This is a genomic window from Leifsonia sp. P73 (genome assembly GCF_051059105.1).
Classification (GTDB): Bacteria; Actinomycetota; Actinomycetes; order Actinomycetales; family Microbacteriaceae; genus Leifsonia.
The window spans coordinates 35,237-56,253 of record NZ_CP194932.1 but is presented as its reverse complement, the minus strand read 5'-3'; the positions used below and the strand labels follow the sequence as shown (position 1 = coordinate 56,253).

Annotated in this window: 28 protein-coding genes; 10 read left to right on the top strand and 18 right to left on the bottom strand. The window is 65.5% G+C overall.

Annotation, left to right across the window (positions count from 1 at the left end):
- Positions 1 to 11: 11 nt before the first annotated feature.
- Positions 12 to 410 (bottom strand): plasmid mobilization protein, encoded by a 399-nt coding sequence (locus ACQ86L_RS21640; protein WP_392342498.1) that lies wholly within the window; start codon positions 408 to 410, stop codon positions 12 to 14.
- 240 nt (positions 411 to 650) lie between these two features.
- Between ACQ86L_RS21640 and ACQ86L_RS21635 the strand changes: the two genes are divergently transcribed.
- Complete coding sequence (locus tag ACQ86L_RS21635; protein WP_392342496.1) at positions 651 to 959, top strand: hypothetical protein; 309 nt, start codon at positions 651 to 653, stop codon at positions 957 to 959.
- A 254-nt stretch (positions 960 to 1,213) separates the two neighbouring features.
- Positions 1,214 to 1,510 (top strand): glutaredoxin family protein, encoded by a 297-nt coding sequence (locus tag ACQ86L_RS21630; protein WP_434319000.1) that lies wholly within the window; start codon positions 1,214 to 1,216, stop codon positions 1,508 to 1,510.
- A 255-nt stretch (positions 1,511 to 1,765) separates the two neighbouring features.
- Here the strand turns inward: ACQ86L_RS21630 and ACQ86L_RS21625 are convergent, their stop codons facing one another.
- From ACQ86L_RS21625 to ACQ86L_RS21580, 10 genes are all read right to left on the bottom strand, one after another.
- Positions 1,766 to 2,848 carry a cation diffusion facilitator family transporter gene (locus ACQ86L_RS21625; RefSeq protein ID WP_392342492.1) on the bottom strand — a complete coding sequence of 361 codons (1,083 nt, stop codon included), beginning with the start codon at positions 2,846 to 2,848 and terminating at the stop codon, positions 1,766 to 1,768.
- Positions 2,845 to 3,225 carry an ArsR/SmtB family transcription factor gene (locus ACQ86L_RS21620; protein ID WP_392342491.1) on the bottom strand — a complete coding sequence of 127 codons (381 nt, stop codon included), beginning with the start codon at positions 3,223 to 3,225 and terminating at the stop codon, positions 2,845 to 2,847. The genes ACQ86L_RS21625 and ACQ86L_RS21620 overlap by 4 nt, the downstream gene beginning before the upstream one ends.
- 66 nt (positions 3,226 to 3,291) lie before the next feature.
- Entirely contained in the window at positions 3,292 to 3,972 is a 681-nt protein-coding gene (locus tag ACQ86L_RS21615) for a cation diffusion facilitator family transporter (protein ID WP_434318999.1), read from the bottom strand.
- Positions 3,973 to 4,030: 58 nt separating this feature from the next.
- Positions 4,031 to 4,621 carry a recombinase family protein gene (locus ACQ86L_RS21610; protein WP_392342488.1) on the bottom strand — a complete coding sequence of 197 codons (591 nt, stop codon included), beginning with the start codon at positions 4,619 to 4,621 and terminating at the stop codon, positions 4,031 to 4,033.
- On the bottom strand, positions 4,618 to 5,010 hold the full coding sequence (locus ACQ86L_RS21605) for a Fic family protein (RefSeq protein ID WP_392342486.1): 393 nt from the start codon (positions 5,008 to 5,010) through the stop codon (positions 4,618 to 4,620). Before ACQ86L_RS21605 ends, ACQ86L_RS21610 begins: the two co-directional genes overlap by 4 nt.
- 14 nt (positions 5,011 to 5,024) lie before the next feature.
- Entirely contained in the window at positions 5,025 to 5,570 is a 546-nt protein-coding gene (locus tag ACQ86L_RS21600) for a hypothetical protein (RefSeq protein WP_392342484.1), read from the bottom strand.
- Between the two features lie 277 nt (positions 5,571 to 5,847).
- On the bottom strand, positions 5,848 to 6,210 hold the full coding sequence (locus tag ACQ86L_RS21595; protein WP_392341514.1) for a hypothetical protein: 363 nt from the start codon (positions 6,208 to 6,210) through the stop codon (positions 5,848 to 5,850).
- Entirely contained in the window at positions 6,207 to 6,476 is a 270-nt protein-coding gene (locus ACQ86L_RS21590) for a metal-sensitive transcriptional regulator (RefSeq protein WP_392341516.1), read from the bottom strand. The genes ACQ86L_RS21595 and ACQ86L_RS21590 overlap by 4 nt, the downstream gene beginning before the upstream one ends.
- Positions 6,477 to 6,543: 67 nt before the next feature.
- Positions 6,544 to 6,900, bottom strand: a complete 357-nt coding sequence (gene trxA, locus ACQ86L_RS21585; RefSeq protein WP_392341518.1) for a thioredoxin — start codon at positions 6,898 to 6,900, stop codon at positions 6,544 to 6,546.
- A 2-nt stretch (positions 6,901 to 6,902) separates the two neighbouring features.
- Positions 6,903 to 7,085, bottom strand: coding sequence for a hypothetical protein (locus ACQ86L_RS21580; RefSeq protein ID WP_392341520.1), 183 nt, complete (start codon positions 7,083 to 7,085; stop codon positions 6,903 to 6,905).
- Between the two features lie 109 nt (positions 7,086 to 7,194).
- Between ACQ86L_RS21580 and ACQ86L_RS21575 the strand changes: the two genes are divergently transcribed.
- Positions 7,195 to 8,850 (top strand): FAD-dependent oxidoreductase, encoded by a 1,656-nt coding sequence (locus tag ACQ86L_RS21575; RefSeq protein WP_392342482.1) that lies wholly within the window; start codon positions 7,195 to 7,197, stop codon positions 8,848 to 8,850.
- An 83-nt stretch (positions 8,851 to 8,933) separates the two neighbouring features.
- Positions 8,934 to 9,971 carry a YeiH family protein gene (locus tag ACQ86L_RS21570; protein ID WP_392342480.1) on the top strand — a complete coding sequence of 346 codons (1,038 nt, stop codon included), beginning with the start codon at positions 8,934 to 8,936 and terminating at the stop codon, positions 9,969 to 9,971.
- Positions 9,972 to 9,977: 6 nt separating this feature from the next.
- On the opposite strand, the gene ACQ86L_RS21565 is transcribed toward ACQ86L_RS21570, so the two are convergent.
- From ACQ86L_RS21565 to ACQ86L_RS21555, 3 genes are all read right to left on the bottom strand, one after another.
- Positions 9,978 to 10,868, bottom strand: a complete 891-nt coding sequence (locus tag ACQ86L_RS21565) for a LysR family transcriptional regulator (protein ID WP_392341523.1) — start codon at positions 10,866 to 10,868, stop codon at positions 9,978 to 9,980.
- A 71-nt stretch (positions 10,869 to 10,939) separates the two neighbouring features.
- The gene (lgt, locus tag ACQ86L_RS21560) at positions 10,940 to 11,869 is read right to left on the bottom strand and encodes a prolipoprotein diacylglyceryl transferase (protein ID WP_392342559.1); all 930 of its coding nucleotides are present in this window, start codon (positions 11,867 to 11,869) and stop codon (positions 10,940 to 10,942) included.
- 385 nt (positions 11,870 to 12,254) lie between these two features.
- Complete coding sequence (locus ACQ86L_RS21555) at positions 12,255 to 12,410, bottom strand: hypothetical protein (protein WP_392342478.1); 156 nt, start codon at positions 12,408 to 12,410, stop codon at positions 12,255 to 12,257.
- Positions 12,411 to 12,667: 257 nt separating this feature from the next.
- Here ACQ86L_RS21555 and ACQ86L_RS21550 point away from each other — a divergent pair, with 257 nt between their 5' ends.
- A complete protein-coding gene (locus ACQ86L_RS21550) occupies positions 12,668 to 13,384 on the top strand; it encodes an SOS response-associated peptidase (RefSeq protein ID WP_392342476.1) in 717 nt (238 codons plus the stop codon).
- Between the two features lie 32 nt (positions 13,385 to 13,416).
- On the opposite strand, the gene ACQ86L_RS21545 is transcribed toward ACQ86L_RS21550, so the two are convergent.
- The gene (locus tag ACQ86L_RS21545; RefSeq protein WP_392342474.1) at positions 13,417 to 15,441 is read right to left on the bottom strand and encodes a PEP/pyruvate-binding domain-containing protein; all 2,025 of its coding nucleotides are present in this window, start codon (positions 15,439 to 15,441) and stop codon (positions 13,417 to 13,419) included.
- Positions 15,442 to 15,785: 344 nt separating this feature from the next.
- Between ACQ86L_RS21545 and ACQ86L_RS21540 the strand changes: the two genes are divergently transcribed.
- Together ACQ86L_RS21540 and ACQ86L_RS21535 are read left to right on the top strand one after the other, a co-directional pair.
- Positions 15,786 to 16,136, top strand: a complete 351-nt coding sequence (locus ACQ86L_RS21540) for a PadR family transcriptional regulator (RefSeq protein ID WP_434318998.1) — start codon at positions 15,786 to 15,788, stop codon at positions 16,134 to 16,136.
- Between the two features lie 35 nt (positions 16,137 to 16,171).
- Complete coding sequence (locus ACQ86L_RS21535; protein ID WP_392342471.1) at positions 16,172 to 16,831, top strand: permease prefix domain 1-containing protein; 660 nt, start codon at positions 16,172 to 16,174, stop codon at positions 16,829 to 16,831.
- 114 nt (positions 16,832 to 16,945) lie between these two features.
- Here ACQ86L_RS21535 and ACQ86L_RS21530 read toward each other — a convergent pair whose 3' ends face one another.
- Positions 16,946 to 17,458 (bottom strand): hypothetical protein, encoded by a 513-nt coding sequence (locus tag ACQ86L_RS21530; RefSeq protein ID WP_392342469.1) that lies wholly within the window; start codon positions 17,456 to 17,458, stop codon positions 16,946 to 16,948.
- Between the two features lie 235 nt (positions 17,459 to 17,693).
- Between ACQ86L_RS21530 and ACQ86L_RS21525 the strand changes: the two genes are divergently transcribed.
- Complete coding sequence (locus ACQ86L_RS21525; RefSeq protein ID WP_392342468.1) at positions 17,694 to 17,951, top strand: hypothetical protein; 258 nt, start codon at positions 17,694 to 17,696, stop codon at positions 17,949 to 17,951.
- 84 nt (positions 17,952 to 18,035) lie between these two features.
- Here ACQ86L_RS21525 and ACQ86L_RS21520 read toward each other — a convergent pair whose 3' ends face one another.
- Positions 18,036 to 18,563, bottom strand: a complete 528-nt coding sequence (locus tag ACQ86L_RS21520) for a hypothetical protein (RefSeq protein WP_392342467.1) — start codon at positions 18,561 to 18,563, stop codon at positions 18,036 to 18,038.
- A 69-nt stretch (positions 18,564 to 18,632) separates the two neighbouring features.
- Entirely contained in the window at positions 18,633 to 18,938 is a 306-nt protein-coding gene (locus tag ACQ86L_RS21515; RefSeq protein WP_392342466.1) for a hypothetical protein, read from the bottom strand.
- A 542-nt stretch (positions 18,939 to 19,480) separates the two neighbouring features.
- Here ACQ86L_RS21515 and ACQ86L_RS21510 point away from each other — a divergent pair.
- Positions 19,481 to 20,437, top strand: coding sequence for a ParA family protein (locus ACQ86L_RS21510; protein ID WP_434318997.1), 957 nt, complete (start codon positions 19,481 to 19,483; stop codon positions 20,435 to 20,437).
- Positions 20,434 to 20,916, top strand: coding sequence for a ParB family protein (locus ACQ86L_RS21505; protein WP_392342462.1), 483 nt, complete (start codon positions 20,434 to 20,436; stop codon positions 20,914 to 20,916). The genes ACQ86L_RS21510 and ACQ86L_RS21505 overlap by 4 nt, the downstream gene beginning before the upstream one ends.
- Positions 20,917 to 21,017: the final 101 nt, after the last annotated feature.

Genomic DNA, 21,017 nt, shown 5'->3' with positions numbered 1-21,017 from the left:
GATGTTCGGCATCATGAGTCGGCCAGCGTTTCAATCGCGGCGGACAGGCGCGGCACGATCGCCCGATACTCGCTGACGATCGCGTCGGCCTCGGCCGGGAAGGTTCCCTCACTATTCGCGTACTTCGCGAGCTGGTTTGCGTTGTTCGCCAGGTTCGCCAACAGCCGACGCACGGCGAAAATCTCCACGATCGCAGCCTTGCGATCGGTATCCGTCTGAACGTGGACGCTCATCGCGGACTCGAACAACAGACGCGGAACCGTCACATCCCGAACCGCGGCACGGGCTAGCAGCTGCGTGTTCTCCTCGGGATTCACCCACACCTCGTAGCGCTTATCGCGCTTCGCTCCCTTGGGAGCGTTGGCACGTCGAGAACGGCCGAAGAGTCGGCTCTCGTTCTGCTCCGACATCGCCCCTCCCCCGTCCTTCTGGCCCAGCGCAGCGAACCCGCCTCCTGGCGGGGACCATACGACCAGTATGTCGGTGCCGGACGCGACAGTCCAGCACCACAAGCCAGTTACCCCGGGTAACTGTATAGCTTGCTCCGCTTAGGGCTCCGCCCGAACGGTGCGCCAGCATCGGTGAGGCAGCACCTGGAGGGTGCACCATTACGCCTAGTGGAGCGGTTGCGGTCCTGTTAATCTGGGGCTATGAGCGACGTACAACTGGACCCACAGGAAGCCGCCCGTAAGGCGCGGGCCATCATCGAGGCGGAGCAGAACGCACGCGTGCGATCCGTTGAAGAACTCGTGTCTGCCACCAACGCCTTCGACGCCGCGGAGCAGGCGGTCAAGGATGCCGCCGCCGCGCACGACAAGGCTTGGAGTGCCGCACTTGCGGCGGGTTGGACCGAGAAGAACCTCCGCGAGATTGGCGCCCGTGCGCCAGGTCAGTCCGCACCGCGCACGCGTAAGCGCCGTGCTGCAGCTGCACCGCAGCCCGAGAGCCATGAAGGGTGAGCCTACGGCTCCTCAGCTTGTAGAACAGGCCCCGCCGAGCATCGCTCGGTGGGGCCTGTTCGTTGGGCAACTCCGTTGCCTTTCGGCTAGGTGATGGTACGCACCGTTCCTCTCTGAGCAAGAGCTTTCGCGGCATATCCTCACTCGCTGCGCTCGCTCCGGTATTCCACGGTCTCTTGCTCATTCACCCCCGGCGCTGTTTCGGCAAAAGCGCCGAAAGGCAAATGGGTTTGAGATGAGAGAGGGAGCGCGCCATGAGCACGAACGTCACCTTGTACGTGGAGTCCGGATCCGCAACAAGCGACCAAACCAGAGCAGCAATGGACAGCGCCGGCATCGCCTACGAGCTGGTGTCAGTCACGACCAACGACTACCCCCTGCAGGCGGTGGGAGCCTCGTACGCCACGGCACCGGTCACGGTTGCCGACGGGAGCAGCTGGGACGGGTACCGGCCCGACCTGATCGCGCGACTCGCATCCCAGCAGGCGCTCGAGGTGTACCAGGTGCCCGTCGATCCGATGGACGAGCTCTACTGCGAAAGCTGCCAGTAATGAGCGCCGCACACCTCCGCCGGCACCGCATCACCGTGCCCACACAACTGCGCTCCTACACACCCGACGAGGCCGCGGCCCAGACCGGTTTGACGCTCGAGGAGCTTCGTCGAATGCGTGAGAGCGGGCAGGGTCCAGCGTTCGTTGCAGTCAGCAAACGAACAATCCGGTACCTCGGCCCCGACGTAGAGAAGTGGCGTGAGCAGGTTGTGAGGTAGACCAAAGCGTCGGAATCGTGGAGAAACCGAAGCGTCGTCACGACGACGCAGCCACTGCCTCAGGTACGAGCTCGAGCTGGAGCTCATCGAGATTGCGTAGGTGGCTGCGCGCGTGGGAACGCGCCGCCTCCAGAATCTGCTGCGCGTCGTGCAGGCTCTGCGTGTCGACGACCAGTTGCGCGCCGCCATGCAGACGGTGGCCGACCCAGCGCAACTGCACACGCGGAACGGCGGTGACGCCGGGGGTCTCTTCGAGGGCGTGCTCAAGTTGGTCGACGAGCTCAGGTTCAATGCCATCCAGAAGCCGTCGGCCGATGCTGCAGACCGTGCCCCACAGCAGCACGATGATCGCGGCCGAGATCAGCAGACCCACGATCGGGTCGGCCAGCGGGAAACCGAGCATGACGCCGAGTGCACCGATCACGACGGCGAGGGACGTGAACCCGTCGATGCGGGCGTGGACGCCGTCTGCGACGAGTGCGGCAGAGCCGATGCGCTGACCGACCCGAATGCGGTAGACGGCGACCGCCTCGTTCCCGGCGAAGCCGATGACGCCGGCAACGATCACCCAGCCGAGGTTCTCCAGCGGATGCGGATGGAAGAGCCGGTCGATCGACTGCCACGCCGCGACGACCGCGGAGAGCGCGACGACGGCGATGATGAACAGGCCGGCCAGATCTTCCGCTCGCCCGTAGCCGTAGGTGTAGCGGCGGGACGCGATCCGGCGGCCCAGCACGAACGCGATCCACAGTGGCACGGCGGTCAGCGCGTCGGAGAAGTTGTGAATGGTGTCCGCTAACAAGGCGACCGACCCGCTGAACCCGACGATGAACGCCTGCAAGAGTGTCGTGCCCAGCAAAATGAACAGGCTGATCTTCAGCGCACGAACACCCTCGGTACTCGCCTCAAGAGCGTCGTCGATCGAGTCGGCCGCGTCGTGCGAGTGCGGGACGAACAGACCGTACAAGAATCCCTTGAAGCCGGTCGGATGCTGATGACCGTGATCATGGTCGTGCCCGTGCCCGTGTCCATGCCCGTGTCCATGCGGGTGGTCGTGAGTGTGCCCGTGGTCGTGGTCGTGGTCGTCGTCGTCGTGCTCGTGGGTATGCGTTCCCGTCACGCAGTCGCCTCCGCGCCGAGATTGGCCTCGGTGTGATGGTGGCGCGGTGTCCCGCCGAGTGAGTGCTCCGCCTGGAAGATCGCATCTGTGACCAGCCGGCTCGTGTGCTCGTTCTCGAGCCGGTAGAACACCCGCTGCCCGTCCTGACGCGTCGAGACGATCCGAGCGAGCCGAAGCTTCGCGAGATGCTGCGAGACCGCAGCCGGCTGCTTGTCCAGGATGTCCGCCAGGTGGTTCACCGACAGCTCGCCCGCATCCTTCAGCGCGAGCACGATCCGTACCCGGGTCGCATCTGCCAGCATGGCGAACACCTCCACCGCGAGCTCAACGTACTGACTGTCGGGGAGCCGTCCACATATCGCCTTATCTGCATCCATACGCAGATTAAAGATCAACGGCGAGTTCGGTGCAAATTGGACGGCTCATTTCGCCTTTGCTGCAGTTCAGTCGTCGTCGAAGTCGACAGGCTTCCCACGCAAAGCCGCAACCGCTTTGATGATCAGCTGGACCGCCGCGATAGCAATCACAACCGAGACCCCCAGGGCAAGCACCGGGTCGAGCCAGTAGAGGCCATTCGTGACCAGGATGATGATGCCGGCCACCGTGATCGCCGCCGCAGCTGCAGCGTCTGCGAGGGCGTCGATCAACACAGACCGCATATGCAGATCCTCGCCCGCTGCTGAGCGGCCGAGGACGAAGGCGCCAGAAAGCATGACGACCATTGTGACCAGGCTGGCGATCACCATCGGCAGACCCTCAACCGGCGGGGAACCTTCACGCAGCCGGGAGATCGCCTCGATGGTGACGGTCACCGTCACGGCAAGCAAGAGCGTCGCGTTCACGAGCGCGGCGACGGCGATCGGCCGTTGCGCGTGCGGGTGGTCCGGATCCCGATCACGGAGAGCTATGGCGACCAGTCCCAGCACGAGCGCGAAGCAGTCAGCCACGGTGTCGCCTGCGGCAGCGAGAACACTCACCGAATGAGCAAGAACCCCCGCGATGACCAGGCCGACGATCAGCGCGACGTTGAGGCCGAGAACGATCAGGATCCGTCGACGTTGACTCCACCTCGGCGGCTTCCCGGCGGCCAGGTCATGCGCGGGGGAATCGGGAGCACCGGACACCTTTGCATTGTTCCATCCCACCACCAGGTGCGCAGAGTGCACCCTCGGCACCGGTCGGCTAACTGACGGCGCCTGGACCCCCGTCTGCGCTTGAGGTGAGGGCCCGTCTAACGGTGGCAGAACCGACTCGGAGGGTCTTGGCGATCGTGTCCCACGTCGCCGGTGGTGTCTGCGCACGCATTTGGCGGGCGACCTCGATGCGCTCCGGTGTCATCACCGTGGGGCGGCCGCCGACACGACCTTGGGCGCGTGCATACTCCAACCCGAGCCGGGTGTTCTCCCGGATGGTGTCGACGCGTAGCTGCGCGAACACGGCGACGATGCCGAACAGCGCGCGCCCCATCGGGCTTGTAGTGTCGATCACCGGTTCGGTGAGGCTCTTGATATCGACGCCCTTGTCCTCGAGCTCGTGCAGCGTCTCGATCAGGATCCGTTCAGTGCCGCCGAGGCGATCCAGCCGGCGCACCAGCAGCACGTCACCAGCGCGGAGGTAGTCCATGCAGGCGACCCATTGCGGCCGGTCCTTGACCCGGCTCGAGTCGCCGTGATCGATGAAGACTCGTTCGGCGCCGGCGGCTTTCAGCTCGGCCTCCTGCGCCTGCGAGTTTTGCTCGCGCTTCGAGACGCGCGCGTATCCGACGACGGTCATCGTCCCCTCCCCCGGTCGTTGTCGTATCCCTGCGTCTGCGATCGCGTCGGCCGCGCCGGCGTCGACGAGATCCCGCGCGACCGCGGAGCGGGACCGCCCATGCTGGCGAACACGCGCAGCTGCTCCAAGCGCTCCGGCGTGAGCCGGCCGCCTGGCGTTGCCGGCTGCACGACCCGATCGAACATCGTGCGCAGGCCAGCGAAGTCCCGGCGCTCCATCGCATCCCGGGACGCATGGTCGTTCTGGGCACCGGTTGCCTGGCTCCAGTCGAGGTCGTAGCCAGCGCCGGCGGCGATCTGAGTCCAGAAGATGCGTTGTGTACGCCCGTTTCCCTCGCGGAATGGGTGCAGATAGTTCACCTGGTCGTAGTGATGCGCCAGGCGCTCCACGAACCGGTCGCGGTCTAGGCCGCGCAGCTGCTTCTCGTCCGCGAGCTCCGCGAAGGCGAACCCTCCCCGGACTCGAGCCGGGACACCGGCATGAAGAATTCCGCGTCCGCGTCGGTGCCTTTGCGGATATCGACAGTGCGCAGCTGGCCGGCCCAGTCGTAGACGTCCTGGAACAGTTGGCCGTGGATCGCTTGCAGCTGTCGGAGATCCCCGGTGGCCTTCACCGGTCTGAGGATCATCTGGACGCGTCGTGCCTCCACCAGGTCGGCCTCGGCGTCGTCGAGGGCGCGTTGATCCGTGATGCCGACGTTGTTGCGGAGGATGCCCGAGGCGGGCTCGAGGTACGGGTCGACGAACTCAGGCAAGGCCGTAGCGGGCGCGGGTGCGACGCACCAGCTCGTCGGCGTCGAACTCCCCTCGACGAACGCTGCCGCATCCGCACGGAACTCGGCCGTGGACGACAGACCCTCCATCTCGGAGCTGTGCGCAGCGTCAGCCACCACACGCTCGCGGAGCTCGCGCTCGGCGGCGGAGATAGTGCTCGCAGTCTTGACGCTCATCGCTGCCCCTTTCGACCTTCCCATTCTACCAGACCTGCTCAAAAACCCTCGGGCCATGTTTTGAACAAATGGCGGTTTCGGCAAGGGTTTTGAGCAACACGTCATCCGCGTAATCCCGGGCTGGGCGATCGACGCAGCGACGCCTGCTCGCAAACGATCGTTTTCGGTAGGCTTCCCTCGGTGGTCAGCGGTACTACCCGGGCATCGCCGCAGCGCCAAGCGAGTCGTGCCACCTGAATAGCCTGCGAAACGCAAGTGACGAATGGACGCGACGGCATTACGGCCGCAAGTACGCCCAGCCTTTGCGCTGTCGGATCACGAGATGAGCGATTCCCGACGGAACGATAACGGAGTCCGGCACGAGTTGTTCAGGGCCGATTTCCATGCTTCGGAGGGTGTTCTGGCAGGCGTCGACGATGAGCCCGCCGTGTTGGAGGGCGCGGAGGGTCTCGCGGTGCGGGCTATCTGGTAGGACGATGCTGATTCCCGGCCCGTGGACGACGAGTTCAAGATCGGTTCCCGGTCCAAGCGCGTCCATGAGGTTGCGGATGTTCCGCAGGACAGCGCCGTGCTTGATCGGATCGGCCTCGTTTAGGTGGATGACCACACCAGCCGTCGGTGCCTCGTTCACTGTCTTCATGCCAAAGTCAGAAAGAGTTTTTGCAGCTCTTCGACCGTCATGGGGTCGGAGGTGTCGTCGGGGTCGGTGATGCATTTCTGCATGGCGGTGGAGATGATCTGGAAGCCGGCTTTGTCGAGCGCACTGGAGACTGCGGCGAGCTGGATGACGACGTCGCGGCATTTGCCGCCGTTCTCGACGGCGGCGATGACGGCGTTGAGCTGGCCCTGCGCGCGGCGGAGCCGATTGAGCACGGGCTTGATGTCAGAGGCGGTGGTGGTGGCCACGGTATGTTCTACTTTCTCGATGGCGCCGAGGGGGCGTCGTGGGTACCCGCCAGGGTATCTCTTCGGGTCAGGTGCGTGCCTTGGCGGCGGTGAGTTCAGCTGGATCGATGGCGCGGATTTGGCCGATCAGATCCTCGAGGTCGCGGGCGGCGAGGGCTCCGGGCTGGGAGAAGACGAGGACCCCGTCGCGGAAGGCCATGAGGGTGGGGATCGAGGTGATCCCGGCGGCCGCGGCGAGTTCCTGCTCGGTCTCGGTGTCGACTTTGCCGAAGACGATGTCCGGGTGCTGTTCGGAGGCGGTCTCGAAGACGGGGGCGAACATGCGGCAGGGGCCGCACCAGGCCGCCCAGAAGTCGATCAGGACGATGTCGTTCCGCTCGATCTGGCCCTTGAGCGTGTCGGCGGTGAGGGTGACGGTGCTCATGGTCAGCTGCGTCCGAAGAGCCGGCCGAAGAACCCGCCACCGGAGGCGGCAGCCTTCTCGGCGTCGGTGTGGGTGCCGTTGCACCACTGATTCGCGGGCACGCGCCGGCGAACGTCGGCGACGTGCTGGCCGCAGCCGCTCCAGGTCGTCTTGCCGCAGACTTTGCAGGTGGCGGGGTAGCACATGGGTTGGAACTCTCTTTCTTGGGTCTGGTAGGGGCGATTCGGTATACCCCCTCCGTATAGTACGATACCGGGGAGGGTATCACCAAACCGCCCTCGGGAGGTACACAGCATGAAGATCGTGATCGTTGGCGGAGTCGCCGGAGGAATGTCGGCCGCGACCCGGCTGCGCAGGCTCGACGAGACTGCGGAGATCGTGGTGTTCGAGCGCGGCCCGTACGTCTCGTATGCGAACTGCGGGTTGCCCTATTACGTCGGCGGCGTGATCACCGATCGGTCGTCACTCCTGCTGCAGACTCCGCAGTCGTTGGCGGCCCGGTTCCGGCTCGATGTGCGCACCGGCCATGAGGTTCTCGCGATCGATCCGGTCGCGCGCACCGTCTCGGTGTTCGACGTCGCCGCGGGCGAGACCATGACCGAGAGCTATGACGAGCTGATCCTCGCCGTCGGAGCTTCTGCACGGGAGGCCGCGGGGCATCCCGGCATCCCGACGCACACCCTCCGCACGGTGGAGGACGTCGACGCGATCGGCGTGCTGGTGGACGCCGCCGCGGACAACCCTTCCGCTCTCGTCGTCGGGGCCGGCTTCATCGGCCTCGAGGCCGTCGAGAACCTGGTGCGGCGCGGCATCCACGTCACGCTCATCCAGCGCGGCCCACACATCCTGAGCCCGCTCGACGTGGAGATGGTTGCGCCCGTTGAGGCGCAGCTGCGTAGCCACGGCGTCGACGTGCGCACCTCCGTCACGATCGACACGGTCGAGGCGGGGGTGGTGCTGCTCAGCGACGGCGCGACGGTTCGGCCGGACTTCATCATCGACGCGTCTGGTGTGGTGCCGAGCGTGGACCTGGCGCGCTCGGCCGGTCTGTGGCTGGGGTCGACGGGCGGGATCGCGGTCGATGCCCGCAACCGCACCAGTGTCGAGCACATCTTCGCCGTCGGTGATGGCGTCGAGAAGGTGGATGCGCTCAGCGGCGCAGAGGCGCTCGTGACCATGGCCGGGCTCGCCAACCGTCACGGCCGATCCGTAGCCGACGTCATCGCCGGCCGCGAGGAGCACAACACGCCCGCCCTCGGCACCGCGATCGTGAAAGTCTTCGACGCCGTCGCGGCGAAGGTCGGCTGGGGGGAACGGCAGCTCACCGCTGCTGGGCGGGCGCACCGAGTCATCCACACGCATCCTGCCTCGCACGCCACCTACTACCCGGGTGCCCAGTCCATGTCGATGAAGCTGCTCGTGGACCCTGCGACGGATGCGATCCTGGGTGCGCAGATCGTCGGCGGCGAGGGTGTCGATAAGCGTATCGACGTGATCGCGGTCGCCATGGCGGGCGGGATCACCGCCTCCGGTCTGATGCGTCTCGAGCTGGCGTATGCGCCTCAGTTCGGGTCGGCGAAGGACCCGATCAACCAGCTCGGCTACGTCGCCGACAACCTCCGCAACGGGACCACCCGCTCCCTGCAGTGGCACGAGCTCGGCGCCGCGCTGGCCGCGGGCGCCACCCTGGTCGATGTGCGCACGGCCGGTGAGCATGCGGCCGGCTCGATCCCCGGCGCTGTGAACATCCCAGTCGACGAGCTGCGCGACCGGCTCGGCGAGCTGCCGGCCGGCCCGATCGTGGTGCACTGCCAGGTGGGCCAGCGCGGTCACACCGCCGCGCGCATCCTCGACCAGCACGGTTTCGACGTCGTCAACCTCGACGGGGGCTACCGCACCTGGGTGGCCGGCACATCGCTGGCTACGCCCGTACCGGTCAAATCGGCGTGATGAGGTGGCGTCACAAGCGCTGCTTGTGACGCCACAACCGGCTCGATCTAGCCCGTTTCGGGCAGATCCGTCACGGTCGAAGCATGGAACTCTCTCCCGTCCGGACTCTGCCGAGAAGGATCGCTGCCCGGGGAGCCGAGGTCGCGCCCGGTGTTGGGCTGACCGTTCTGATTGCGCTGGCCGCCACCGGTGTCTCGCGCGTGGTGCCAGCGGTCGGCAGCGCCCTCCCGGCCCTCGTCATCGGAATCGCGGTGAGCCTGATTCGCCGGCCAGGCGCCCGGCTCGTGCCAGGCATCGGCTTCTCCGGGAAGTTCGTGCTCCAACTCGCGGTCGTCCTGTTGGGCGTCCAGCTCTCGTTGTCGAGCGTGCTCGTCGTGGGTGTGCAGTCCCTTCCCGTAATGCTCTCCACGCTGGCGGTGTGCCTCCTCGCCGCGTGGGGCGTCGGCCGGGCTCTGCGCATTCCGCGCCGGGAACGCACCCTGATCGGTGTCGGGACCGGGATCTGCGGCGCGTCGGCGATCGCGGCGATCTCTCCGATCATCGGCGCCGCGAGCTCCGAGATCGCCTACGCGGTCTCGACGATCTTCCTGTTCAATGCGGTCGCCGTGCTGGTGTTCCCTCTCATCGGGCATGCGCTGGGGATGAGCACCCACGCATTCGGTCTGTTCGCGGGCACCGCGGTGAACGACACCAGCTCGGTGGTCGCCGCCGCGAGCCTGTTCGCGACCTCCGCGCTCGGATACGCCGTCGTCATCAAGCTCGTGCGCACGCTTATGATCGTCCCGATCAGCATCACGCTCGCCGTGGTCGAGCACCGGCGGACGAAGGCCGGCGCTCCGCTGACCGCGCGGCGGTTGATCAGTCTCATCCCCTGGTTCCTCGTCGGATTCCTCGTCGTCGCCACAGCCAATACGCTCATCGCGGTTCCCGCCGACCTGCACGAAGGGCTCGTGACGGCGAGCGTGTTCCTGGTAGCGGTGGCGCTCGGCGGGATCGGCCTGTCCACCGATGTGGCGGCGATCCGTCGCGCCGGTTGGCGGCCGCTGGTGCTGGGCGCCGTGCTGTCGACGCTCGTCACCGTCACCAGCCTGGGAGTGCTCGCCGTTACCGGGCAGCTCTGACCGCCGTCACGAGATCGCGTGCACGACCTCCAGCAGCGGACGTGCGCTCGCGGGCACGCCCGACCCGCTGCGCCGCCACACCGCGGTCAGCGGCCGGGTGATGCGCAACTGCCGGATCGGGACTTTGACGAGGGTCCCGGTGGCGACCTGCTCCCGCACGGCCAGGATGCTCAGCACGGCTGGGTGGTCGCCCGCCGCAGCGGTGGCGCGGATCGCACTGGTGGAGGAGAGCTCCAGCGCCGGTCGAACCGGCGGATGACCGGCATCCGTCAGCGCGCGCTCCAATGCGAGACGGGTCCCCGAGCCGCGTTCGCGGGAGACCAGCGGAGTGCGGGCGAGCTCCTCCGCCGAGATGCCGCGCGCCCGTCGCGCCCACGCATGGGTGCGTCCGACGACGACGACCAGTTCATCTGACGCGAACTCCACAGTGCCCAGATCGGTGGGTACATCCGGCGTCTCGATGAACCCGATCGACGCCGCGGCGTTGCGGACGGCCAGGAGGACCGCTTCGCTGTTCGCGGCCGTCAACTCGATGCGCGGTCCCCGCCCGCCGGCACTCAGCGCCGTGAGCCAGCGCGGCGCGAGATGCTCCGCGATCGTCATGCTGGCGGCGATACGCAGCGTGTCGTCCGTCGTCTGGCGCAGGGAGGCGACGGAGGCGCCGAACCGTTCCGTGGCGTCCAGGAGGTCGGCGGCCCACTCCACGATGAGGGCGCCCGTCTCGGTCGGATGCGCGCCCCGACTGCTGCGCACGAGTAGAGCCGCGCCCAGATCCAGTTCCAGCGCCGCGAGCCGCATCGAGGCCGCCTGTTGCGTGACGCCGGCTTCGCGGGCTGCGGAGGAGATGCTACCCGTCCGGGCGACCGCCACCAGCAGCCTCAGGCCTGCAATGTCCACGAACGCCTCAGTCTTCGCACCCGCCCACGCTATCCCGCCTCGGCCCCGAGCTTCTTGCCGGGGCACCGAAGTCAGCAGTTGCACCGATTCCGTGGCGGCGGCTGCCGGTCAGCCCCGCTGAGCTTCGGCGGTCGCCTGTTCGGCCGCCTGGGGTTGCAGGTCGGTGAGTGCCGGCCGCAGATAGGGGAGGGTTCCGCGCCCGGGTGTCGACGGGTCTGGACGATGAACAGGGTGATTCCGACGGCGACGGCGGCGAAGGAGGCCCACACGTTCGCGGGGATTCCCAGCCACCCGTCGCTGGTCGGGTCGATGCGGATCGCTTCGAGCCAGCTGCGGCCGAGTCCGTACCAGATGAGGTAGAGCGCGAGCACGCGACCCCACTGCAGGCGGAATCGCCGCTCGAGGAGCAGGATCAGGGCGACACCGACGAGGTTCCAGATGATCTCGTAGAGGAAGAGCGGGTGGAACAATGTGCCGGGCGGCATCCCGGCGGGGAACTTGGGATTGGTGGCTTCGATCTGCAGTCCCCACGGGAGGGTGGTCGGCAGGCCGAAGAGTTCGTGGTTGAAGTAGTTTCCGAACCGCCCGAGTGACTGGGCCACGAGCAGCGCTGGGGCGAGAGCGTCGGCGAATGCCCAGAACCGGAGGCCGGCACGTCGGCAGGCGATGTAGACCCCGAGAGCGCCGCCGAGGAGGGACCCGTAGAGGGCGTTGCCGCCGTCCCAGATGGCGAAGACATTCCAGAGGTTCGCGCCCGGGTAGAAGTAATCGCCGACGTGGGTGAACACGTGGTAGAAGCGGGCGCATACGATGCCGAGCGGCACGGCCCAGAGGACGACATCGAGCACGATTCCTCGGTCGACGCCGCGGCGACCGAGCCGGCGCGCGGTGATCAGGGCCGCGGCGATGATGCCGCCGAGAATGCACAGCGCATAGGCGTGCACAGTCAGTGGACCTATCTGGAACTGTGCCAATTGCGGGGGTGGGCTGGGGATGCTCAGGGCGAGCACGGATCTCCTCTAATTCAACCGACGGTGAGCTAGTGCATGTCCTGCCGAAGAGCGGAAGCGCAAAGCGGGAGCCGGACAGCGGGCAGTAAGTGCCGTGTGCCGAGACGTTCGTGCCTTCTCGCTCGTTCAGACCGCGGGGCGTCCCAGCTCACGCTCCGACCCTAAAGCACAGGCCCTCACCAGCGCGGGGTAAGTAGTGCGCCGAGGCTAGCAGCGGCTGCGAATGTTCACACGGTCGGCTCTACTCTTCCACTTCGGGGTTTCTGAGCTGTGAACGAGAGCGCGGGCCTGCTTGCATGGGTGTGCGAAAACGATCGTTTGCGAGCAGATTTTGGGCAGAGCTCTCCTGCCGGTTGGGGGCACCTGCGATTTTTGGCTACTTCTTCCCGCCGCGGAACGCCCTAATGAGGCGCACGACACGACGGTTGACCCTGTCACTGAAAGCAGCGACCAGGATCACGACGCCGGCGACGAGCCCGAAGAACGGGAACGCGCTGGCGTACTGAAGAGCCTCGGTCAGCAGTGGGGGCATCAGCCACCTCCTGTTGCGAGGTGTCGACCCAACCGGTCGACGAAGGTTGACCGCCGGACGGCAATCAACCAGTCACATGCGGCGATCCGCACGGGTGGTACGGAGTTCGCCGGTTAGAACAACAAAACGGCCGAACCTTCCGGTTCAACCGTTTTTTGCGCACTACTAGAGCGCTCCTCACTTTACCGCGAAGGCACGCAGAAACGCAACCAACCGCGCCGGGCTCCCCGTCGGGTGTGCCGGGTACGCTCTGCGCTATGTGCGGACGTTTCGCGATGGACGACAAAGTGAATGCGGCGATCACCGAATTCGTCGAGTCGACAGGCAAGATGCCGGAGGACTGGCGACCGGGTTGGGAGCCCAGCTGGAACATCGCGCCGACCGAGAACATCCCCCTGCTGTTCGAATCCGGCAACGGCGAGGCGGAGCCGCAGGCCCGGTTTGAGGCGGCGTATTGGTCGCTGGTGCCCAGCTGGTCGAAAACGTTGAAGCTGAAAGCGTCGACGTTCAACGCTCGAGCTGAGGACATGGCCGAGAAGCCGTTGTGGCGCGGTCCGGTGAAGTCACATCGGGCGATCGTGCTCGCGAACGGGTATTACGAGTGGCAGGGGCCGAAAGGTCACAAAATCCCGTACTTCATCCGCTACCCGGACGATCAGGTGATGGGGTTCGCCGGCCTCTACTCCTGGTGGGCCGACCCGACGAAGGATCGCGACGACGACTCACGGTGGCAGCTCACCGCCACCATCATCACGTCCGACGCGGTGCAGACGTTGGCGGACATTCACGACCGGAATCCGGTGATTCTGCCGCAGCGGATGTGGGAGCACTGGATCGATCCGACCGTGGCCGGCGACCAGACGCTCGTCGACGAAGCCGTACGCGCCGGAATCGCGGAGGCGGAGACGCTGCGATTCGACCAGGTGGGCCCGGTGCGAGGCAACGGGCCGGAGCTCACTCAGCCGCTCGAGTAGGACTCTTGCGGTCCGGTGCGCGTCCGGTCGGTTCAGTTATGGGGCGTGACAGTTCCAGCGGAACCGTCGACGGTCACCAACTGCCCTGTGGTCAGCTGCACGGACGCATTCCCCGTGCCCACGACGGCAGGGATGCCGTATTCGCGGGCGATGAGTGAGGCGTGCGCGGCGAGCGTGCCACCATCGGTGACGACTGCTGCTGCGAGTGAGAACAGTGGCGTCCAGGCGGGCGCGGTGGCTCTGGCAACGAGAACCTCGCCTTCCCGAAAACTGTCGAAATCGGCGGGACCGTTGATCACGCGCACCCTTCCCGTTGCGCGGCCGATGCTTGCTGGGTGGCCCAGGATCGCCCCTTCCGGCACCTCGTGGCCAGCTCTGGCCGTCGCGACGGCGCGTGCGATCGGATCACCGATAAGGCGAGGCGGCGTGCCGATGGTGAGCGGCGCCGGCAATCGACGTTGCCTGCCCCAGAGGCCCCTCCGCTCCTTCGCCTGCGTGGTCAGGCCGGCTGCCGCAGCACGGATCTCGCTGAGCGTGAGGAAGTAGACATCTTCGGCGTCGTCGATCACTCCCGCCTGTCGCAGTTGTGCGTCGAGGTGTTGGGCGCATCGACGAAGCACGGGCCAGCCGAGGGTCAGGTACCGGGCCTGTTCCTCACGAAGAGAGGCGAATCGTTGGTTGACGGCGAGAAGCCCGTCGAACTTGCTGAGCAGCTTTCGGTTGCCTGCCAGCGCCGTCCGGCAGGCGGCCTCCGCTGCCACGCGTTCGGAGACGAGGGTGCCTGTCCTGGTGTGATCCACAGCACGGGTTGGCGATGCGTACGTATCCTCGGCGGCGTTTTCCCCGGCTGTTGGGAAGTACCAGTCGAGCGAGTAGACGGCATGGCCTGGCAATGTCGCTGCCGCGTCTGAAAGCCCTCGAAGCAGCACCTGGTGTCCGGCGTCGCCGAGAGCGGTCGATATGAGCGCCGGGGCCAGGTGTTCAGCCCAGAACTTGGCGAGGGCGCCCTCCATTTTCCAGGCTGAACCGCCGACCACGGCGAGGGACCAGAAGTAGGAGCCGGCGATCGTGGAGACATCGTTCACCAACTCCTCGATGCGCCCTGTGTCGGCCGTGTCGAGCTCGGCGTCCGCGACGCTTACTAGGCGGCGGTAGGTGGGGAGGGTGTCGTCGCGCCATTCGGCTTCAAGTCGGTGGATGGTGGCGCGGTCGGCTGCGACGGGATTGCGGGAGACGCGGGCGAGAACGTTGTAGAGGAACCACGGTGCCCGGCCGCCGCTGTCGATGAGTACCCGCCAGAGGGTCTTCGGTGACGGGATGGGTGTTGCGTTGTAGTACCAGCCGTTCACTGTGGCGTAGCGAAACGGGACGCGCACCCGAGCGGACTTCCACATCCCATCGAGGTACCCCGACTCGAGGTTCGGGATGATCCAGTCCGCGAACAGCGGGGTCATCGCCTCAGGCAGCCATTCGCCGAGCCGGAAGTTGCGTGCCCACAACCCGGGCCCAGGTGGCGTCCACTCAACAGCGTCGACGATAGCGGTCATCGGGCGCGCCTGAATCAGGAACAGGGTGCCGTCGTTGTCGATCGCCCACTCAATATCTTGGGGCGATCCGAACTCCATCTCGACGCGACGGGCTAGGGCAGCAACCGCCAATGCTTGAACTTGGGTGAGCACGCCTTCACCATCACGAGTGAGCGCGGCCTTGGAGTTGCGGATAACCCATTCTTCACCGATCGCTTCGCCCGCTACGAGTTGCTCTGCGAGCCCGCGAACGGCGGTCACGATCGTCTCGTCCCGGTGCCCGGTCAACGGATTGGCGGTGAACGCCACTCCAGCCGCACTCGGTTGGATCATCTGTTGCACCAGGACTGCCACGTCAGTGGCTGCCGCCGTTCTCCCCCGATTTGCGTTGGCCGCATGATATGCGGCCACGCGAGCGTCCAGTCCCGACGCGATGACGTGCCGGACAGCGTCGGCGAGGTTCCCACGCTCGACGTTCAGCACGGTTTCGTAGAGGCCCGCATAGGACGCATCCGCCAGATCCTCCGCCACAGCAGACGACCGGACAGCGAAGGGGCGGCACCGATTCGGTCTACCGCCGTGTCGAGGGCGGCGTCGAGATCATCTCCGAGTGTGTTGAGCGCGGTCGCAGTGACCACGAGCCCGGCAGGGACACGGAATCCGTGTGCGACAGCGCGGACTAGATTCGCCGCCTTGCTCCCGATGAGGTCACTTCTGGGATCCTCGATTTCATCAAGCGACGGGAGGACAGCTGTGTCGGTCATGGTAATCGCCCACCAATAGGTAGTAACGCAATACGTAGTGTTGCTACTATAGGCCTGGAGAACCGGAGTCGCCAGGCCAACGTCACGACGATCCGTCGGAATGGAGGGCCTATGTTGCCGATGAGGCCGGAGGCACTGAAAGGCCACCTCGACGCTCTGCTCTTATCCGTCCTAGAAGACGAGCCCCGACACGGATACGCGATCATCGAGGCGGTCCGGTCCGGCAGCGGTGGCACATTCGACCTGCCAACCGGCACGATTTATCCAGCTCTTCACCGGCTCGAACGTGCTGGCTATATCGACAGCCGGTGGCACGTTATCAGTGGTCGTCGCCGACGCGAGTACGAACTGACCACCGCTGGCCGACAAGCGCTCGGTAACGAACGCGCCCTCTGGACCCAGTTCTCGACCGCGGTTTCCGCCCTTCTCCAGGAGAAACCATGGCCCGCCGTCACGCCGTAGAGCCGGCACCCCCAGGAGTCGAGTCGGCAAGCCAAATGGTGGAAAGCTACCTGGTGGCTCTCGGGCAGCAATTGCACGGCTCGTCCCGCGCGCGCGCGGCCGTGATCGAAGAGATCCACGGCGGGTTGGATGACGCAATCAGCGCGACGGCTTCTCACGAAGTATCCGCGCAGGCTGCCGCGAAAAAAGCGATCATTCAGCTCGGCACACCCCGTGAAGTCGCTGCCGCCTTCGCCGGAGAATTGGCAATACGCCAAGCACGCAAGATCCTATGGTTGCTGCTTCTCACCGGACCTCTCGTCGGCATTTGGTGGTTTCTCCTACTCGCCGCACCCGTCAGGGACATCCAGCCGGCTAGCGTTCTCGCGGCAATCCCCGCCCTGCCCGTCGTCGCAGCAGCTGTCGCTCTCATCGTTGTGATCCTCATGACAACAGGCACCCTCATCCGCTGGCTGCCCGAGTCGCGACCATCGCAGGCGGTGCTCGCCGCGACTATCGTCGGACTCGTGATTGTCGCGGTCGACTCAACCATGCTCGCGATCCTCGCGACCCGGATCCATACCGGCGGCGCCGCCACGCTCTCTCCAACGATCGCCGTCATTGCCGCGATCACCAGCACCTTCAGGCTTCCGCTTGCCGCGGTGGCCGCGCGGCAAGGGTGGCGCACGCAACGCTTGCTTGGGCGCCCAACATAGACCTAGCTCATCTCACCTGGTTCCCGCGGCGCGCTCTCCTGAGGCACGGCGTTGCGGAGGCGGAGCCCGCCTGCGCTTGCATCAACTCACCCAGACGGGGCAACGGGCCCGAGGTCACTGCGGCGGTCGCGTCGGGCGCTGCTGACCGGTGCGGGGGTCGAGGCCGGCTAGCCACCGTTCGCGTTGCTCGTCGGGGGTGACGATCTGCCCCTGTGGGTCGGTGACCGGGGCGAGGAACGTTGGGGTACCGAGGGCGCTTTCGGCGGCGAGTTGCGCCTCCGCGAGGGTTTCGTAGTAGCCGAGGGGCCAGCGGCGATCCCGCTGCAGCACCCAGTGATCGACGCGATACATCATCAGCGTCTCGCCGGTGATCTTGTTCACCGCCGGCCCGTGATGGATCAGGAAGCGCGGTTGTATCGCGTCGTCGAGAACGAGCCAGTCGCTCTCCCCCACCCGAATCGTCTTCACGAACTCTATTCGAACATACTTTCGAATTTCTGTTCTAATGGGCTCATGGGAACGAACCGGCGATACCCCGAGATGGGGCTCGGCCGCGGCATTGATGAGATCCTGATCCGCGCTCAACCGGTCAGCCTCACCGATGATGAGCTCGATGTCGAGCACCATCCCGTCTACCGGCCGGCGGAGCCGCGACCGGTGCGGGCGTGGGTGCGTTTTCCGGAGACGGTGATCCGGCCGGAGTGTGAAGCTATTGCCTGGACTGATCGGGCCGTGCAGGTCCGTTGGACGTCAGTCAACGGCATCGTGCGCACCGCGTGGGTGTGGCGGGGCGCGATCGAGGATGGGTGGGGCCGTCCGCCCATCCCACCGCGCCGGTAGCGGCAACCAATAGGATTCGCCCATGCCGCTGGTGCCCTTCCCTGATTGGGAGAACCCAACGATGTGGGTCAACCCTGAGCACATCACCTCGCTTGTTCCAACCATCACGACGCCACCGGCGCCGATCATGGTCAGCGTGCGCTGCAAGCTGCAGGGGCTATCGGAGTTCGTGATCCACCTCGGCCAGTTCGACTCCCCCGCCGCTGCGCAGCAGCGCTGGCGTAGTCTGCTCGAGTTGCTGGGAAACGCTGTGCTCGATTCGCCCAAACGACCCGCGTAGACGCAAGAAAGCCCCAGCCGGGAGAGAGAGCGGCCGGGGCTTGGTTCTTGTGACATCTGGCGTCGGAGTGTCGACGTTGACTCCCTATTCGCCCTGAAGCGGCGGAAGGTAGTCGCCGGTGCCCGGCCGCCGGATCGGTACGTCCCAGGGGGCGAGCGGCGCCGGCTGATATTCGTTCTTGGTGCGGTACTCGAGGACGGCCATGTAGTGCAGGTGGCGGTCGACAATGTGGGCGATTGTTCCGTCCATCGCGATCAACATGCGCTCCAGGTCGTGCTCCGCGTCTTCAATCTGGCGCAGGAGCTCGTCTCGCTCCTGCAGCGCGGCGCGAACGCCGTACACATACAGCGCAAGGCCCTTCTGGGTGAGGCGGTCCATTCGGACTCGCCGTGCCGGCCGTTCGAGATCCTTGCCACCGAACTCCGGTGGTGCGGGATGGAAGTCCATCGCACCCTCCTGCTGGGGTTTCGGCCCGTCGTCGACGAAGGCGCGGTGGTAGTAGTAGGCCGCTTCCTGGCGGAGCTCGTGCAGCTCGACGTACAGGTCCGCGAAGCTCTCGCGCGTGTCCTGGATACCGCCAAGGATGATTTCTGCCGGCGTAAACGTGGTCATGGGGATGCCCCGCTCAGGGGCATCGAAGGGGGCGCACGCAACGCGTGCGCCCCTGCGTCCAGTCTGCCGTCACTGGCAGGAGTCGCATTGAAAGTCCTCCATCGGGTCGATCGGGACGGTGTAGGGCTCGGGTGCAGCCTGGTAGTGCTGGTCCCCCGGTTCGTCACCGTGTGCGTGTGCGTCCAGCCACATATCGGCTGCTGCAGGCTCTCCCAACGCCCGGAGGATCCCGGCCAGCGCTTCGGCCTCTCGGCATCCCAGCGTCGTGGCGACGTCGTGTGCGAGGGTCACGTCGGAAAAAGCCCCACAGAACCGGGTGACGTCATCGGTGTCCGTAATGAGTGTGCTCATCGTCTTCTTCTCTCTCTCAACCAACCGTTTTTCTTTGCCTTGCGGCGAGAGAAATCGATAGTGAGCGGGAGCACCGAGAGTGCCGGGTCGTGGAATACCGGAGTGAGCGCAGCGAGTGAGGATATGCCGCGAAAGCCCGGAACGGCAGGCGCGGAGCGAGCTACGGTGATCGGCCGGAAAGGTCAAAGAATGCAGAGCACTTTCAGTGCCGCGCAGCGGCTCCATTGGCGGGCGGCCTCCGTGCCGCAGCGCCCCGCTATCGACCACTCCCACGTGCATAAGTCCCCCGAACGGTCACTATATGCAAAACGGATCCGCGACGCGGCCGACACCGCAGGGCCCGGCTGACGTCTTCGGCATGGGGGCCGCCCCGCCAAGGCACGGATCGCATACAGTGCATAAATGGCTCTATTGCCGCTATTAGCGCCAATGCTTCTAATAGTGGCAATTGCACCATTAGCGCCATCCGCTCTACTAGTGCCATTGGTGCTATTGGCGCTAATCGCTCTATTGGCTCTAGGCGTGTCATTGCCACTAATGGAGCCATTTTGCCCGAAACTTGTGATGTGAACGGGAGAGTGAAGATGCCTGCAGGACCTCTAAGCGCCAATGAGCGCGCTGCGCTTAGCCGCACCATCGCGGTAATCAACAGCAAAGGTGGCGTATTGAAAACGTCGATCTCTGCGAACGTCGCCGGCTATCTAGCTTCCAGCGGCTTCCGTGTGCTTCTTGTCGATCTTGACCCTCAGGGGAACTTGGCCGAAGACCTGGGATACACCGGCCAGGAAACCGACGATGAAGGGGAGTCGTTCGCGCGAGCGCTCATGCTTGGCGAGCAGGTTGGTCCCGTGACCGCCGTAAGGCAGAACCTTGATGTGCTTGTTGGGGGACCTCGCCTCGACGAGGCAGTCGCGGTTCTCGGGGTAAAAGCGAGCAAAGACCCCGATGGTGCAAAGCTCTCACTGGCTCGCCTTTTGGCGCCTATCGCCCCGAACTACGACATTATCTTGTTGGACTGTCCGCCAGGGGATGAGACGCTCCAGTCCGCGGCCGTTGCGGCCGCGCGGTACGCGTTGGTGCCGATCAAGTCGGATGCGTCTAGCCGGAAGGGTATGGCTGGTGTCGCCGCTCGCCTTGAGGGCGTTCTGACGTTGAACCCCCGCATTGATCTCCTTGGGGTTGTGCTTGTTGCCACGGGTAAGGGCGCCACAGCGATTCAGGCTGAGGCCCGCACCCATGTGAGCAACCTCTTCAACAGCGATCCTGACGTTCTTTTCAGCAGCACGATTCGTCATTCTGAGGCCGTCGCCCAGGCAACGCGCGAGCGCGGGCTTCTGGTCTATGAACTCGATGAGAGTGTCAAGCGGGCACCGAAGTGGTACCAGGTGCTTCGCGGCGAAGCGACAGCGTCGCAGCTCGCACCGCGCACAGCAGGCTCAGTCGCTGACGACTACTTCAACTTGAGCCAAGAGATCGTTTCGCGGATCACCGCGGCCGAACAGGAGGAGGCGCAGTCCGCATGAGCGACGTTGACAGCCCGCGCCGAATTGAGGGCCTTACTCCTCGACGTCAGTTGGATCTCAGCCTGCTCCAGCGGAAGAATCGCGAACAGCCTGCGGTGGACGAGCCCGCGGTCGAGGTGCCGAAGCAAACGACCACAGGGCAGGAGGGGAGCTCGGATTCGGGAGTGAGTAGCTCGAAATCCCGTTCTCGTGCCACCCGTCATAACGCTGAACGCCGCACGTCAACATCCTCAGAGGCGGCTGCTCAGGCGAGCTCGAACGATACGGCCCGGATCTCGTTCTATGTTCCTGATGAGTTGAGTCGACGAGCTAAAGCCGCCTTCCGCGCGACCGCATTCCAGGCAGGCGATCGCACATGGTCAGCATTCCTCGTGCGAGCGCTGGAGTCTGAAGTGAATCGCCGTGAGTCGGAGTACAACGCGGGTGAGCGTTTCGAGGATTCAGGCAAGAACCTGCCTGCCGGCCGGCCATTGGCGTAGCACCTTCAGGCAGCGACGAAGTTCAGCCGGCAGCTCGCTCGATAAGACCGGCGAAGAGGATCCTGTCAGGTTAGCCTCCGTGCCGACTGCGACTGCGGGTG

Coding starts and splice junctions, on each gene's coding strand:
- ACQ86L_RS21640 (WP_392342498.1), bottom strand. CDS start 410: ATGTCGGAGCAGAACGAGAGCCGACTCTTCGGCCGTTCTCGACGTGCC.
- ACQ86L_RS21635 (WP_392342496.1), top strand. CDS start 651: ATGAGCGACGTACAACTGGACCCACAGGAAGCCGCCCGTAAGGCGCGG.
- ACQ86L_RS21630 (WP_434319000.1), top strand. CDS start 1,214: ATGAGCACGAACGTCACCTTGTACGTGGAGTCCGGATCCGCAACAAGC.
- ACQ86L_RS21620 (WP_392342491.1), bottom strand. CDS start 3,225: ATGGATGCAGATAAGGCGATATGTGGACGGCTCCCCGACAGTCAGTAC.
- ACQ86L_RS21610 (WP_392342488.1), bottom strand. CDS start 4,621: ATGACCGTCGTCGGATACGCGCGCGTCTCGAAGCGCGAGCAAAACTCG.
- ACQ86L_RS21600 (WP_392342484.1), bottom strand. CDS start 5,570: ATGAGCGTCAAGACTGCGAGCACTATCTCCGCCGCCGAGCGCGAGCTC.
- ACQ86L_RS21595 (WP_392341514.1), bottom strand. CDS start 6,210: ATGAAGACAGTGAACGAGGCACCGACGGCTGGTGTGGTCATCCACCTA.
- trxA (WP_392341518.1), bottom strand. CDS start 6,900: ATGAGCACCGTCACCCTCACCGCCGACACGCTCAAGGGCCAGATCGAG.
- ACQ86L_RS21580 (WP_392341520.1), bottom strand. CDS start 7,085: ATGTGCTACCCCGCCACCTGCAAAGTCTGCGGCAAGACGACCTGGAGC.
- ACQ86L_RS21575 (WP_392342482.1), top strand. CDS start 7,195: ATGAAGATCGTGATCGTTGGCGGAGTCGCCGGAGGAATGTCGGCCGCG.
- ACQ86L_RS21570 (WP_392342480.1), top strand. CDS start 8,934: ATGGAACTCTCTCCCGTCCGGACTCTGCCGAGAAGGATCGCTGCCCGG.
- ACQ86L_RS21555 (WP_392342478.1), bottom strand. CDS start 12,410: ATGCCCCCACTGCTGACCGAGGCTCTTCAGTACGCCAGCGCGTTCCCG.
- ACQ86L_RS21550 (WP_392342476.1), top strand. CDS start 12,668: ATGTGCGGACGTTTCGCGATGGACGACAAAGTGAATGCGGCGATCACC.
- ACQ86L_RS21540 (WP_434318998.1), top strand. CDS start 15,786: ATGTTGCCGATGAGGCCGGAGGCACTGAAAGGCCACCTCGACGCTCTG.
- ACQ86L_RS21535 (WP_392342471.1), top strand. CDS start 16,172: ATGGTGGAAAGCTACCTGGTGGCTCTCGGGCAGCAATTGCACGGCTCG.
- ACQ86L_RS21530 (WP_392342469.1), bottom strand. CDS start 17,458: ATGGTGCTCGACATCGAGCTCATCATCGGTGAGGCTGACCGGTTGAGC.
- ACQ86L_RS21525 (WP_392342468.1), top strand. CDS start 17,694: ATGCCGCTGGTGCCCTTCCCTGATTGGGAGAACCCAACGATGTGGGTC.
- ACQ86L_RS21520 (WP_392342467.1), bottom strand. CDS start 18,563: ATGACCACGTTTACGCCGGCAGAAATCATCCTTGGCGGTATCCAGGAC.
- ACQ86L_RS21505 (WP_392342462.1), top strand. CDS start 20,434: ATGAGCGACGTTGACAGCCCGCGCCGAATTGAGGGCCTTACTCCTCGA.